Below are 14,154 nucleotides of genomic sequence, written 5' to 3'. Positions count from 1 at the left end.
ATGAGTTTTGCCGCTTTTGAAAACGAGATCGCCAGGATCAACGACATCCTCTGCGCCGTAAACCTGCTTACCTGGGATGCGCGCACCATGATGCCGCCAGGCGGTGTCGATGCACGCGGCAAGCAGATTGCCACACTCGCCGGGCTCGCGCGCGATCTTGCGACGAGTGACAAACTTCAACGCGCCATCGAGGGCGCGCGGTCGGAACTATCAGGGATCGATGTCGGTGACCGCCGTAAGCTCGCGCTCGAAAAGGCAGCAGAGGCGATCGACACCCTCTCACGCATTCCCGCCTCCCTCGTCAGCGCTGCGGCGGAGCTGAAAACCGTCGCCCAGGCGGCCTGGAGCAGCGCGCGCGCCGCCAATGATTTTGCCGCTTTCGCGCCGTTCCTCGAACGCACGATGGAAATGCAGCGCGAGATCGCCGCTGCCATCGGCTATAGGGAGCATCCCTACGACGCGCTGGTTGCAACCTACGAACCGGGCATGAACTGGTCGCGGCTGCGCAGGCTCTATGGTGAGCTGCGCGACGGCCTGCTGCCGTTGCTCGCCCAGGCGAAAGAAGCCAATGTCCGCGCGGAAATTCTCGATCGGGCTTACCCGGTCGACAAGCAGCGGGCATTTTCAAGCCTGATCTCCGCCCGTTTCGGCTATGATTTCAACCGCGGCCGTCTCGACGACACGGTTCATCCCTTCGAGATTTCCTTCACACGATCCGATGTGCGCATCACCGGCCGGTTCCGCGAAACCTGGCTGCCCGGCGGCCTCTTCGCCGTGTGGCATGAAGCGGGCCACGGCATCTACGAGCAGGGCATTTCCGAAGCTTTCAGCCGTTCGACATTCACCACGGATTTCGTCAATCTGTATGCCGTCGGCGGCACGAGCTTCGGCACGCATGAATCCCAATCGCGCCTTTGGGAAAACCGCGTCGGCCGCTCCCGCCGCTTTTGGGAGCTGAATTTCGCCGATCTGCAAAAGACCTTCCCCGACCAGCTTAGCGATGTCACGCCGGAGGATTTCTGGCGGGCCGTCAATGCCGCCCGGCCCGGCTTCATTCGTGTGGAAGCCGACGAGTTGACCTATGATCTGCACATCATGCTGCGTTCGGAGATCGAAGCGGGTCTGATATCAGGCGAAATCCGGGTTGCCGATCTGCCTGGCATCTGGCGCGACAAGGTGAAGGCGTATCTTGGGCTCGATGTGCCGAACGATACGCTCGGCGTCCTGCAGGATGTCCACTGGTCATCCGGCATGGTCGGCTCTTTCCCGACTTATACGATCGGCAACATCATGTCGTCGCAGTTCTTCGCAGCGGCCTGCAAGGAGACGGCCATCGAACGCGGGTTGGAGAATGGCGATTACCTGCCGCTGAAAACCTGGCTCAATGACCATGTTCATCAATACGGACGCTCGAAGAGCGCCAGCCAATTGCTGGCGGATGCGACAGGCGAAGACCTTTCCGCCTCCGCCTATGTCAACGATCTCAAGCGCAAGGTCGTAGACCTCACCGCCTGAGGCAGGAATCAGCCGACCAGCAGCTTGACCCAGGCTTCAACCTCGTCGCCACTGCTCATGTCTGGCCGCACCAGCCCGTCGATCATGAATGTCGGCGAGACATGAATGCCGTTCTGACGCGCATATTTGCAGTGCCATTTGATCTCGCGGTCGAGATCAGGCATCGCGAAAGCGTCTTTCAGCTCGACATCGCTGTAGCGTTCCAGGCGTTCGATGATCTGGTTCGGCGTGACATCCATATTGGCACCGCCGGCATGCCTCTCGAACTCGAATTCTTCGCGATGGGCAGCGACGGCCGCCATGACCTTCTTTGCGGTTTCCTTGCCACCGCTCAAGGTCGACGCGGCGAGGATGCAGCGCACGAGCACGCCGGAATACATATGCCAGGGCTGCGACTGCAGGCGGATTTTCACTGTGATCCTGTTCTCGCCGGCTTGCTCCAGAAGCCTGTCCAGCTTGTTGAACGTCCTGACGGAATAGGGGCAGGTCGGCTCCAGGAATGCCTCGAAAACGCGCTGTCCGGAACCCCAAACGAGTGGAGCTGCCTGCCAGGAAGTGGTCGTCATGTTCGTGTCCTTTGTTCTGCATCTTTCTATTGCCGGCCACCATAGTCACCGACGCAGCCTGCGTCGCGTGTGATATCACTGTTTGCCGTTCCAATTATCCACGAACTCATGAGGCCCATAAGACCGTTCGGCCTCGCATGCCCCTTTCACAAACGCGCCGAGCCGCTATGCTGTCATCGCAGACTGAAGGATGGATAATTCAATGATGCAGGCACGGCAGGGGGAGTTGCGCGAGCGGATGACGATCCTTGGCGATGTCAATTCTGCCTCATTCGTCCCGTGGATCCGTCGCCATGCTGACAAGCTCGGACTGTCCCAGGATTTCTTTTACACCGGGGCCGACCGAATCGAGCTCGAGGTCGCGGGACCTGTCGAACTGATCGACATGCTGGAAATGGGATGTTCGCTCGGCCCGATCGATGTCTGGGTGGACGAGATTCAGCGCAAGATTGTAGATCCGGCCGATGCACCGTAATGCGGCAACATTGATCTGTTGCCTTTAATTTAATCATTGTTGCTAATGCGATTTTTTTATGCAAGCCTCAGACAACTGAGGTCGCGAGCTCGGCAACAGTGCGCGGCCAGCGGCGCTAAAGTATTGGTAAAATTGAGGAACTGAAAGTTATGCCATCTGATACGGCCGGCTCCTGGACGCCTGTCGCCCTTTCTGCTGATCTGCCGCCGGCAACCGTTATACCAGCATGGACGCCAGCAGGATCGATCGCTCTCTGGCGCAGTCAATCGGGGCGCGCATCGGCATCGTCGGATCGCTGTCCGCATCGCGGGATGCGATTGTCCCACGGCTTCGTGCGTGGCGAGACGCTCTCCTGCATCTATCATGGCTGGAGCTACTCTCCGTCGGGAGGATGCGTTCGCATCCCGGCCCATCCCGACCTCGTGCCGCCGGAAACGATCCGCGTCGCGGTCCAGACAGTCGAAGAATTGGATGGCGTCATCTGGGTCGCTGCTGGCGAGCCGACATCGCAGCCGCCGCGCCTTGGCGATCTCATTCCATTGCGCTCGCTGACGGCCGAGGCCGGCATCGCGGAAATCGAAGCTGTGGCCGGCGCAAAGGCGAATGCAGACGGACTTATCAGCGTCGCGGAATATCCATGGGTCCGGCTGTGGCCGACGCCACAGGGGGATCGCACGCTGGTTCATGTCCTGATCGAACAAAGTCGCAGCATTGAGGATCGGGTTGCCGCGTCCCGCATTGCCGAAGCTTTGCGCCGCCGGGCGGAAGCACGCCAGAAGGAAGCTGCATGATGAAGGCCGGCGCGATGATCGACGAATGGTATCCGGTCGGACTTCTCAGCCGGCTCACCGAGACGGGAAACAAGACCGCGCTGATGGGCGAACCGATCGAGGTGGCACGCGCGCAGGACGGATCGGCGCGGGTAACATCCGGCGACGGACGCCCACTCCCTGTCCGTGTTCGCTACGGCCATGTCTGGTCTTCCCTCGGCAATCCCGTCAAGGAGCTTTTTGCTATTCCCGAGGCGGATCGGCCCGGCCGCCGTTTTGTCGATGTCGGCGTGGTGCGGGTGCGCTGCTCGCCGCTACGGGCGGTGGAGAACTTCCTCGACATTGCCCATTTCCCCTTCGTCCATACCGACATCCTCGGCGCCGAGCCGCATACGGAGGTCGAAAACTACAAGGTAGAAATCCGCGAAGATGAGGATGAGGTCTGGGCAACGCAGGTGAAATTCTACCAGCCGCAGGCAGCCAAGTCGGCAACCGGCGGCATTACCACCGAATATATGTACCGCGTACCGGCACCCACCTGCTCAGTGCTCTACAAGACCTGCCCTCCCCGGCCCGGCGAATGGGATGTCATTACCCTCTTCGTCCAGCCGCTTGCGGAGGACCTCTGTGATGTATGGCCATGGATGGCCCTTTTCGATGACGAAACGCCCATGACAGACCTCATCCATTTTCAACAGATGATTTTCCTGCAGGATCGCTCGATCCTTGAAAACCAGATCCCAGCCCTGCTGCCGCTCGATCCCGGCATGGAAATCCCAACCCGAGCCGATCTCACATCGGTTGCCTACCGGCGCTGGCTGAAGCGTCACAACTATACTTACGGGGCACAGTTGGTCGCGCAATGAAGCTCTACGACTACATTCTCTCGCCGAGCTGTTACAAGATCCGCCTGATGGCGGCGATCCTCGGCATCAAGCTGGATATCCGACCGGTCGATTTTCACCCCGGCGCCGAACATCGCGGACCAGAACTCCTGGCGCTCAATCCGGCAGGCTCTATCCCGATCCTTGAAGACGGCGATCTCGTCCTGACGGAATCCTCCGCCATCCTCGCCTATCTAGCCGCCGGGCGCGCGCCGGAATGGCTGGGCACCGGCACGCCTGAAGAGACGGCGCGGGTGCAGCAATGGCTCTCCTTCTCGCACCGGCTGACGGCCAATCTCGGCGGTGCGCGGCTGCATGAAATGCTTCTGCGCCCCGGCAATATCGAGACGCTGCAGGCACAGGGGATTGCAGCGCTGCGCGAACTGGAGGCTGGCCTTTTCGAACAGGGTCTGCGCGGCATGCGCTTCCTGGCGTCGAACCGCGCCACGATCGCCGATATCGCCTGCTTCCCCTATGTGGCGCTCGCGCCCGATGGCGGCATCTCGCTCGATCCATACCCAACGATCCGGCTTTGGCTGCGTGCCATCCGCAGCATCGACGGTTTTGTCGAAATGCCGGGCATTCACAGGTTGCACGAGCTGAAACCCGATCCTCATCCCGCAAAGGAGGAGAGGTGAGATGGCCGGCTACCTGCTGAAAAATTGCGCAGCCGTCATCGTCGACGAGGGCAGTGGCCCGGCCGTACGCCGGAATGTCGATCTGCTCACGGATGGTCCGGCGATCCAGGCGATCGGAGAAAACCTGCCGGCAGAAACACTGCCCGCCGGCACGATCGTCCAGGACGCGACCGGCTGGTTCGTCTATCCGGGGCTCGTCAACACGCACCATCACTTCTTCCAGTGCTTCGTGCGCAACCGGGCCGATCTCGACTGGACGAAGCTGTCGGTCATCGAATGGCTTGATCGGATCTACCCGATCTTCTCGCGGCTGACCGAGGATTGCTTCTACCATTCGTCAGTCACGGCCATGGCCGAGATGATCAAGCATGGCTGCACCACGGCCTTCGATCATCAATATTGCTTTCCTCGGCACGCCGGCAAGCGCCTGATCGATCGCCAGTTCGAGGCAGCCGAGCTTCTTGGCATGCGTTTCCACGCGGGGCGTGGCGGCAATACGCTGCCGAAATCCGAGGGCTCGACGATCCCGGATGCCATGCTGGAATCGACCGATGAGTTCATCGCGGATTGTGCCCGGCTGATCGACAGCTACCACGATGCCGGTCCCTTCAGCATGCGGCAGGTGGTCGTCGCGCCTTGCCAGCCAGTCAATTGTTATCGCGAAACCTTCGTTGAATCAGTCGCGCTGGCCCGCGATCGCGCCGTGCAGATGCACACGCATGTCGGCGAGGGCGAAAGCCCCGTGATCGAGGCACGGCACGGCATGCGCACGGTCGACTATTGCACCGAACTCGGTTTTGCCGGCCCCGACACGTTCTATGCCCATTGCTGGGAGCTGACACGCGACGAATTGCGAAAGATGGCGGCAAGCGGTACAGGTGTCTCCCATTGCCCCGAGCCGGTCTATCTTGTCGGCGCAGAGGTCACCGATATTCCGGCAATGTCCGCCTTTGGCCTGCGTATCGGGCTTGGCTGCGATGGCGCTGCCTCGAACGACAATTCGAACCTCATGCACTGCATCCATTCCGCCTACATGCTGCAATGCCTGACAGCATCGACGCGTGCTCATCCGGTCCCGGCACCCGTCGACTTTCTGCGCTATGCGACGGCGGGCGGCGCAAGCCTGCTGGGCCGCAGCGATATCGGGCGCCTTGCCCCCGGCATGGCCGCCGACCTCTTTGCAATCGATACGCGGCGGATGGACTATGTCGGCACGCGGCATGACCCGCTTAGCCTGATCGCCAAGGTCGGGATCGGCATGCCGACCGATCTCACCATGATCAATGGACGGATCGTCTGGCAGGCCGGTGAATTCGCCGGGCTGGACGAATTCAAGCTTTTCGCGGATGCCGAAGCCGCGCTCGCGACTGTGGAATTCTGAACAACCAAAAGAGGGGAACTGACATGTCCAACAATCTGACCCGCAGAACACTGATGAAGAATGCGGCTGCCGCCGGCCTTGCCACGGCCTTTGCCGGCCGCTCCGCACTTGCGGCCGACGAACCGCTCGGCATCGCCCTCGTCGTTCCCTCGCCAATCGGCGACGTCGGCTGGGGCCATGCCCTTGCCGCCGGCCTGGATCCCATCAAGGCCGCCTACGGCGACAAGGTGAAGGTCACCATCCTCGAGAACATCGCCGAAGGACCGGATGCGGACCGCATCATGAACAAGACGGTTGCCGACGGAAACCATTTCCTGATCGCCGGCTCCTTCGGCTATCAGAACGGTGCGCTGCAGATCGCCCGTCGCAATCCGAAGGTAACGGTCCTGCATGCCTCCGGCTTCCAGGTCGCGCCGAACTTCTCGCCCTTCGCCGCCAAATATTTCCAGGGAACCTATCTGCTCGGCATGGCGGCAGCAGCCTTGTCCAAGAGCGGCAAGCTCGGCTCGGTTTCGGCCTTCGCCATTCCCGAACTGATTACCTCAATCAACGCCTTCACGCTCGGCGCACAGTCCGTCAAGCCTGACATCGAAGTGTCGGTCGTCTGGGTTAATTCCTGGTTCGATCCGGCAAAGGAGCAGGAAGCCGCCAAAGCCTTGATTGCGCAGGGTTGCGATGTGATCTTCTCGAACGCGCAGGATACGCCTTCGGTGATTTCCGCCTGCGAGGAGGCCGGTATCTATGCCTTCAACCTCAACTCCTCGATGAAGAAATATGCCGAAAAGACCTATCTCGGCTGCGTTGCCACCGACTGGTCGCCCTTCTTCAAGGCTTCGGTCGATGCCCATCTCGCCGGCACTTTCAAGGGCGCCAACACATTCCTCGGCGTTGCCGACAAGGTGGTCGAAGTCGTCGATTGGAACCCGGCCATCCCGGCCGATACGATGACGAAGATCAAGGAAGTGGAAGCCAAGATCGCCGATGGCAGCTTCTCGCCCTTCACCGGCCCAATCACCAAGGCCGACGGCAGCGAAGGTGCTGCTTCGGGTGCGACGTTGACGGACGCCCAGATCGTCGCGATGGATTGGCACGTCAAGGGTGTCACGACGGCGTTGCCGAAGTAAACCATGGTGAGCCCGCTCCTGTCGCTGCGCGGCATTTCCAAGAGCTACGGCCAGGTCCATGCCAATCAGCAGATCGACCTCGACGTCGCTCCCCGCTCGATCCATGCCATCCTCGGAGAAAACGGGGCCGGCAAATCGACCCTGATGAAGCTGATCTACGGCGTCGAACAGCCGGACAGCGGAACCGTCGCCTGGAACGGGCAGAACCTCAGCCTTGCCTCTCCCGCAGAGGCAAGGCGTGCCGGCATCGGTATGGTCTTTCAGCACTTCTCGCTGTTCGAAAGCCTGACGGTTGTCGAGAACATCCGGCTCATCGTGTCCGGCAACAAGCGCGAGCTTGCGGAGCGCATTCGCAAGCTCGGGAATGAATTCGGCCTCGAAGTTGATCCGCTCGCAGATGTGCATTCGCTTTCAGTCGGCGAACGGCAACGGGTGGAGATCATCCGATGCCTGATGACCGACCCGAAACTGCTGATCCTCGACGAGCCGACATCGGTGCTGCCGCCGCAGGCCGTGGAGAAGCTGTTCGAGACCTTACGCCGGCTGCGTGACGGCGGCGTCTCGATCCTCTTCATCTCTCACAAGCTAGAGGAAATCCAGTCGCTTTGCGACCGCGCGACGATCCTGCGCGGCGGGCGCGTGACCGGCCATGTCGATCCGCGCGAACATAACGCTCACGAGCTTGCACGCATGATGATCGGCCGTGACATGCCAGAGCCCATGGCGGCACTGCCATTGATCGAAGGAGAGAAGCGTCTGGAGCTTATCGGCCTCAATTATAGGCCGGACGATCCTTTCGCCGTGCCGCTCGCCAATGTCAGCTTGACCGTGCGCGCCGGCGAGATCCTCGGCATTGCTGGAATTTCGGGAAATGGTCAGAGCGAACTCGCGGGGCTGATTTCGGGCGAAACCATCCTGCCGCGAGTTCAGCGCGACCAGATTTTCATGATGGGCAAGGATGTTGGCACGCTCGATTCTGCCGCGCGTCGTCAACTGGGCTTCGCCTTCGTTCCGGAGGATCGGCTCGGGCACGGTGCGGTTCCCGAAATGTCGCTCACCCTCAACAGCCTGCTGACGGCCCACCCCTTGAACCTCGTCAAGCGCGGCCTTCTCGATAAGGCGCAGGCGACCGACTTCACCAATAACTGTATCCGGGATTATGACGTGCGCACGCGCGGTCCCGAAGCGGAAGCCGGTTCGCTTTCCGGCGGCAACCTGCAGAAATTCATCGTCGGGCGCGAAATCATGCTGGCGCCAAAGCTTCTTTTCCTCGCCCAGCCCACCTGGGGCGTCGATATTGGTGCGGCCTCGGCGATCCGCAAGCGGCTCATCACCCTTCGTAATGAAGGCATGGCGATCCTCGTCGTTTCCGAGGAGCTCGAGGAACTGTTCGAGCTCAGCGATTTCATACAGGTCCTGCATCACGGCACGCTGAGCCCGCCGCTCGTCACGCGCGACACCAAACCCGAGGAGATCGGTCGATACATGATCGGAGCACAGCTACAGCGCGAGAAGGCCACCGCATGAGCAGACCCTTTTTCGCTGCCCTGCCCATACTGGTGCGCCGCGAGCGCGCCTCGCTTGCCGCTACCCTGCTTGCCCCGCCGATCGCGCTGATCGTTACTATCACTCTCAATCTCGGCCTCTATATGGTCATGGGGCGCGATCCAGCCGCGGTCATCTACGCGATGCTGATCGAGCCCTTCTTCTCCTGGGCGTCCTTCTCCGAAGTGCTTTTGAAGACCGGACCGCTGCTGCTCATCGCGCAGGGACTGGCGATCGGCTTCCGCGCCAAGGTCTTCAATATCGGCGCCGAAGGGCAATTCGTCCTCGGGGCGATCTTCGCCTCCGCCATTCCGATCTGGTGGCCTGACGCCACCGGACAGTGGATCTGGCCGGCAATGCTGCTGCTCGGCACCATTGGCGGCGCCGTTTGGGCATCTCTTACCGCCTTCTGGCGCGTCCGGCTCAATGCCAACGAAATCCTCGTCTCGCTGATGCTAAGCTTCGTCGCGACGCAGCTTCTCAACTATCTGTTGCTCGGCCCGTGGAAGGATCCGAACGGATTCAATTTCCCGCAGTCGGTCATGTTCCAATACGATGCCATGGTGCCGATCCTAATCGAGGGAACGCGCGTCAACGTCTCGCTGATCCTTGCCGTTCTCCTGTCGATCGCCGCATGGATCTTCATGCAGAAGAGCTTCAGCGGCTATAAATTGCAGGTCGGTGGGCTGGCGCCGCGTGCGGCAAGCTATGCCGGCTTCAAAGAGGGTTGGGCGATCTGGCTTTCGCTGCTGATCGGTGGCGCGGCCGCTGGTCTTGCGGGTGCTGCCGAAGTCGCCGGCCCGCTCGGCCAGCTGCAGCGCTCGATCTCGACCGGTTACGGCTATGCGGCGATCATCGTCGCCTATCTCGGCGGATTGCATCCGATCGGCATCGTCATCTCCTCGGTCGTCATGGCCGCCCTTTACATTGGCGGTGACAATGCCATGGTGTCCGCCAACCTGCCGATCGCCGCCGTCCGCGTTTTCCAGGGCAGCCTGCTTCTCATTTACCTCATCGCCATTGCCTTCGTGCGCTACCGCCTTGCGTGGCGGCCGACCGCCATCAGGAGCCCGACATGAACGCCATCGAGTTCATCCTGGCCGGCATGCTGGCAGCCGCGACACCCTTTCTGCTGGCAGCACTCGGCGAATTGGTGGTCGAACGCGCCGGGGTGCTTAATCTCGGTGTCGAGGGCTTGATGGCATTCGGCGCCGTCATCGCCTTCATCATCGTATATCATGGCGGCGGCCACATTCTCGCGTTCCTCGCGGCCGGGCTCGGTGGCATCCTGCTGTCGCTGATCTTTGCGGGGATCATCCTTGGCTTCAACGCAAACCAGGTCGCGACAGGGCTTGCGATCGGCATTCTCGGCCAGGGCCTGTCGGCGCTGTTCGGCAAGAGCTATGAAAGCCTGACGGTCAAGGCATTGCCGAAGATAACCATCCCCGGCCTTTCGGACATTCCCGTCATCGGCGGCCTCTTCACCCAGGATATCGTCGTCTGGCTTTCGCTCTTGGTGACCGTCGCGATCTGGGCGAGTTTTGCCTATAGCAAGGTTGGACTGGTCATTCGCGCCGTCGGCGAAAACCCGAAAGCAGCGCACGCCATCGGTTATCCTGTTATCAGCGTGCGTTTCGCCGCGGTAGCATTCGGCGGCATGATGGCGGGCTTTGCCGGCGCCTATGCTTCGACGATCTATACGCCGCTCTGGGCGGATGGAATGATCGCAGGCCGCGGCTGGATCGCCATTGCGCTCGTCGTCTTCGGAACCTGGCTGACCGGCCGGATCTTCCTCGGAGCCTGCCTCTTCGGTGCCGTATCGCTAATGGGGCTTGCTGCCCAGGCAACCGGGCTTGATGTGCCCTCGCAACTGCTGGCCTGCCTGCCCTACCTGGTAACGATCATCGTGCTCGGCATCATCTCGGCAGACCGCCGGCTGCTGAAGCTCAACGGCGTCGCCTCACTCGGCGAGCCGTTCGAGCGATGACGGAACAGTAGCTTTCAGCGTTGTCGGTGCAATATTTTCCGCGGATAAACTTCTGTCCTTTTGCATTTAACCGTAAGACTCTGCCCACAAGAGTTTTGACGTGCCCCAATAATTTAGGCCATCTGGAACTGGAATTTTCCACTTATGATCCCTGATGGGAAGAAGAGGAGAATTCGATGAAGGCCTCGAAGTTTTCGAAATCGGAGATCGCATTCGTGTTGAAGCAAGCCGAGGACGGGACCCCAATCGGTGAGGTCTTCGGACGCGACGTTTTACAACTGGGGCAAAAAGTATGCCGGCCTGATGCCCTCGGAGACGAAGCGTCTGCGGCAGCTCGAAGAGGAAAATGCCAAGCTCAAGCGGATCACCCGAAGTTTGCGAGGTCGATAGGCCGGCCCTGACTCAAGCCTCATCGCGCTTTCAACGACAACACCAAGGTCATCGGATTCGCCGGCGAGGCCGTAAATCCATAGTGCTCATAGAACGCTTTGGCTTCGTCGGAGATCGCGTGAACCAGAAGGCCGCGAATTCCCATGATATGGGCCGCCTGCCCGGTGCGCAGCACGGCGTCCTGCAACAGCGCGGCTCCGATACCCTTTCCCTGCCAATTGCGGTCAATGGCCAGACGGCCGAGCACCGCCATCGGGACGGGGTCGGGCATGTTGCGCCGGATGGCTCCCGGCGCTTCCGTGACCGCGAGCGCTCCCGACGACAGGCAAAAATAACCGATAACGCGCTTATCCTCGCACACCACATAGGTTCGCGAGACGCCGCTGACCTGATTGGCCCGCGCCCGGCGGCGCAACCATTCATCGAGGCTGTCGTGCCCGCTGTCGAAGAGCTGGAGATCGTGCGCTTCGCTTAGAAGCGCCGGCGCTGACAACATTAAGGCTGCCAGGGTTTGGGAGCGTTCATCAGGCGTTCGAGGCCTTCGCCGCTTGGCGGCAGGTCGAGGACGGCGAGATAATGTTTATAGCTGTCGGGATCGACCTGCACCAAGGTCTGGTCGAGAAGCGCGTCTTCGGCGGCGCGGCGGGCGGCGTCGATCATGAAATCCGAGCGGGTTTTCCCGTGGGCCTTGGCGGCTCGATCGATCAGGACGCGGACGTCCTCGCGAACCTTCAAATTGACAGGCCGTTTATGGGTATCAGTGGCGTTTTTGCTGGTCATGATATTTTTCCTTCAAAGCCAGCATACCATAAACGCATACACAAAGTGTATCTATTTCTCGCGATATTGCGGGCCTTCTCGCGATATTGCGGGCCGATGGCCCGAAGCCGGCCTTTTAACCCCTTTTGAACATGAGCGTTGATGACTTTCGAAGCGAAAGTATCCGGCGTCAGTTCGAGGACAAGCTCGGGCTGCACGCCCATGAAGCTGCGATAGCCGGTTTCGGAGAGGAAAGGTCTGTGGCCGCGAGCATTCTCTGCTGCCGTTCGGAAAAAAGGAAATCGATGGCCGACACCTCGAACCTCTTATTGGACTGATCGAACCAGTAAATGGCTTGAGGTGAAACATCAAACATCAGGAGGATATTCAGCTCCTGAAGCCGTCGATGCTCCCCGGCGCTCTCGGTCCGCTGCCCGTCTGTATGCGGGGAAGGAGCTAAAAATTCTAAGTGTCTGGAAAGATTGGTTGCGGGGGCAGGATTTGAACCTGCGGCCTTCAGATTATGAGGTTGAGAAAGGACTTGAGACGCTGCTTTTTCCTGAGCCGTAGGAACCGGTGAGCGCAGTGTTGAGCACTTCGTCATTGTTCGTGGCGAATTCCAGCGTCTCGTAGTATATACCAGTCTGAGCGGCGTTACGAGTTGGAGCCAGATCAACAAATTTACTGACAGGAAGCTTTTGAGGGGACTTCCGGAGAAGGCTTTTCCACATGCTTAGGAAAGAATTCACTGAAAGAACTCCGTGCGTCGAATTGCATTTCATCTCAGCCGGCGAACGCGGCAGCCTTTATAAAAATCTTTATCGGAAGTCGGTGAACTGACAACGTCTCAATAAGTGAAGATTTCAATTTTCCCGCGATATTTAGGGGCTCTACGGCAGTGCCAAACAGCAACTTCGGTCATTCTTCATCTATCGCCGTACACCGAATGCAGCACGAACCGTTGCCTAGTGGTTGAGAAAATAAACACTTCCATCAAAGATTGCATAAACTTTCTTCATGCGTTAGAAAGTTCGGATGCGAAGGATGGATGAACCGTTACGATGGATACGAATCCCACCGAAGGCTTTGATGCGGCTTTGACCCTGACCGACGCGCTTGATCATCTCCCGGCAAACAAACGGCGCGAGCTTGCCCGCGTGCTCGAGATCATCTTTGCCGAGGTCGAGCAATACCGCTCAACCAAGCTGTCAACCAGGAAGGCCGGCGGCAAGATCCTCAAGGTAATCCTCTATGGCTCCTATGCCCGTGGCGACTGGGTGGAAGACCGCTTGAGTGGCTATCGCTCCGATTACGATCTCCTGATCGTCGTCAATTCTCAGAGCTTCGCCGAGGAGCAGGATCTGTGGCTTTTACTCGACGAACGCTTCCTGCAGGAGCAGATCGCCCACCGGATCGAAACACCGGTGATCCCGATTGTCCACAGCCTGCATGACGTCAATGACCAGCTCTCACGCGGCCGGCCCTTTTTCGCCGACATCGCCAAGGACGGCAAGATCCTCTATGAAGAGGAAGGCCATCCCCTCGCCCATCCCAAGCCGCTGAGCCAGGAAGAGGCGAAGGAAGAGGCGCAGCGGTATTTCGAGCAATGGTTTCCGCTATCTCGACACAATGTCAAGCTCGCGGAAACCAGCATCGCAGATGACGTTCCGCGGCATGCAGCATTCAATCTCCATCAGGCAACTGAGACGGCCTACCACTGCCTTTTGCTGACGCTGACGCTCTACAGCCCGAAGTCTCACCGCATCAAGGTCCTTCGCTCCAAGGCGGAGGACATCGACAAACGCCTAGTGGAAGCCTGGCCCAGCGACAACCGGATAGCGCGGCGGCGTTTCGAATTGCTGTCACGAGCCTATGTCGAGGCACGCTATTCTTCAAATTTTGTAATCAGCAGCGAAGAGATGCAGTGGCTTGTTGAACGCGTGCAGGTTCTGCAGCAGCTCGTTGAGGCAATCTGTCGGGAACGTCTCGCGTTAGGTCACTTCTCGAATTGAATCCAGAGATATGATTGATGGCAATATAGGTACGGCGACGACTGCGTTTCAGAGATCAAGGCACATCGCGCCTACCAAATACCAAGACTTGGCATGGTCGTTGATGGG

At 59.7% G+C, this 14,154-nt stretch carries 15 protein-coding genes and 1 pseudogene; 12 read left to right on the top strand and 4 right to left on the bottom strand.

Annotation, left to right across the window (positions count from 1 at the left end; genetic code table 11):
- Nucleotides 1-1,515, top strand: coding sequence for a carboxypeptidase M32 (locus tag ACK9YZ_RS25765; RefSeq protein WP_416068119.1), 1,515 nt, complete (start codon nt 1-3; stop codon nt 1,513-1,515).
- Nucleotides 1,516-1,523: 8 nt separating this feature from the next.
- Here the strand turns inward: ACK9YZ_RS25765 and ACK9YZ_RS25760 are convergent, their stop codons facing one another.
- Nucleotides 1,524-2,081 (bottom strand): DsbA family protein, encoded by a 558-nt coding sequence (locus ACK9YZ_RS25760; RefSeq protein ID WP_416068118.1) that lies wholly within the window; start codon nt 2,079-2,081, stop codon nt 1,524-1,526.
- Nucleotides 2,082-2,283: 202 nt separating this feature from the next.
- On the opposite strand from ACK9YZ_RS25760, the gene ACK9YZ_RS25755 reads away from it, so the two are divergent.
- From ACK9YZ_RS25755 to ACK9YZ_RS25710, 10 genes and pseudogenes are all read left to right on the top strand, one after another.
- A complete protein-coding gene (locus ACK9YZ_RS25755) occupies nt 2,284-2,556 on the top strand; it encodes an acylphosphatase (protein ID WP_216759005.1) in 273 nt (90 codons plus the stop codon).
- Between the two features lie 149 nt (nt 2,557-2,705).
- The gene (locus ACK9YZ_RS25750; protein ID WP_416068117.1) at nt 2,706-3,347 is read left to right on the top strand and encodes a Rieske 2Fe-2S domain-containing protein; all 642 of its coding nucleotides are present in this window, start codon (nt 2,706-2,708) and stop codon (nt 3,345-3,347) included.
- Entirely contained in the window at nt 3,347-4,192 is an 846-nt protein-coding gene (locus ACK9YZ_RS25745; protein WP_416068426.1) for an aromatic ring-hydroxylating dioxygenase subunit alpha, read from the top strand. Before ACK9YZ_RS25750 ends, ACK9YZ_RS25745 begins: the two co-directional genes overlap by 1 nt.
- On the top strand, nt 4,189-4,848 hold the full coding sequence (locus ACK9YZ_RS25740; RefSeq protein WP_416068116.1) for a glutathione S-transferase family protein: 660 nt from the start codon (nt 4,189-4,191) through the stop codon (nt 4,846-4,848). Before ACK9YZ_RS25745 ends, ACK9YZ_RS25740 begins: the two co-directional genes overlap by 4 nt.
- Before the next feature lies 1 nt (nt 4,849).
- Entirely contained in the window at nt 4,850-6,229 is a 1,380-nt protein-coding gene (locus tag ACK9YZ_RS25735) for an amidohydrolase (protein ID WP_416068115.1), read from the top strand.
- A gap of 23 nt (nt 6,230-6,252) precedes the next feature.
- Nucleotides 6,253-7,353 (top strand): BMP family ABC transporter substrate-binding protein, encoded by a 1,101-nt coding sequence (locus ACK9YZ_RS25730; RefSeq protein ID WP_416068114.1) that lies wholly within the window; start codon nt 6,253-6,255, stop codon nt 7,351-7,353.
- Between the two features lie 3 nt (nt 7,354-7,356).
- Complete coding sequence (locus tag ACK9YZ_RS25725; protein WP_416068113.1) at nt 7,357-8,880, top strand: ABC transporter ATP-binding protein; 1,524 nt, start codon at nt 7,357-7,359, stop codon at nt 8,878-8,880.
- A complete protein-coding gene (locus ACK9YZ_RS25720; RefSeq protein ID WP_416068112.1) occupies nt 8,877-9,977 on the top strand; it encodes an ABC transporter permease in 1,101 nt (366 codons plus the stop codon). Before ACK9YZ_RS25725 ends, ACK9YZ_RS25720 begins: the two co-directional genes overlap by 4 nt.
- Nucleotides 9,974-10,885, top strand: coding sequence for an ABC transporter permease (locus ACK9YZ_RS25715; protein ID WP_416068111.1), 912 nt, complete (start codon nt 9,974-9,976; stop codon nt 10,883-10,885). Before ACK9YZ_RS25720 ends, ACK9YZ_RS25715 begins: the two co-directional genes overlap by 4 nt.
- 176 nt (nt 10,886-11,061) lie before the next feature.
- Nucleotides 11,062-11,263 (top strand): annotated as a pseudogene (locus tag ACK9YZ_RS25710) (transposase); the annotation flags it as partial.
- Between the two features lie 31 nt (nt 11,264-11,294).
- On the opposite strand, the gene ACK9YZ_RS25705 reads toward ACK9YZ_RS25710, so the two are convergent.
- The 3 genes from ACK9YZ_RS25705 to ACK9YZ_RS25695 all read right to left on the bottom strand — a co-directional run bounded on the left by ACK9YZ_RS25705 (nt 11,295) and on the right by ACK9YZ_RS25695 (nt 12,765).
- Nucleotides 11,295-11,771, bottom strand: coding sequence for a GNAT family N-acetyltransferase (locus ACK9YZ_RS25705; protein WP_416068110.1), 477 nt, complete (start codon nt 11,769-11,771; stop codon nt 11,295-11,297).
- The gene (locus ACK9YZ_RS25700) at nt 11,771-12,055 is read right to left on the bottom strand and encodes a DUF1778 domain-containing protein (RefSeq protein ID WP_416068109.1); all 285 of its coding nucleotides are present in this window, start codon (nt 12,053-12,055) and stop codon (nt 11,771-11,773) included. The genes ACK9YZ_RS25705 and ACK9YZ_RS25700 overlap by 1 nt, the downstream gene beginning before the upstream one ends.
- A gap of 500 nt (nt 12,056-12,555) precedes the next feature.
- Complete coding sequence (locus tag ACK9YZ_RS25695) at nt 12,556-12,765, bottom strand: hypothetical protein (protein WP_416068425.1); 210 nt, start codon at nt 12,763-12,765, stop codon at nt 12,556-12,558.
- A gap of 330 nt (nt 12,766-13,095) precedes the next feature.
- Here ACK9YZ_RS25695 and ACK9YZ_RS25690 point away from each other — a divergent pair, with 330 nt between their 5' ends.
- Nucleotides 13,096-14,046 (top strand): HEPN domain-containing protein, encoded by a 951-nt coding sequence (locus ACK9YZ_RS25690; protein ID WP_416068108.1) that lies wholly within the window; start codon nt 13,096-13,098, stop codon nt 14,044-14,046.
- The last annotated feature ends 108 nt before the right edge of the window (nt 14,047-14,154 follow it).

Source organism: Rhizobium sp. ZK1 (assembly GCF_047782645.1).
In the GTDB taxonomy this organism is placed as follows: domain Bacteria; phylum Pseudomonadota; class Alphaproteobacteria; order Rhizobiales; family Rhizobiaceae; genus Rhizobium.
The sequence above is the reverse complement of the archived record's forward strand: the minus strand, read 5'-3'. Positions and strand labels throughout refer to the sequence as shown.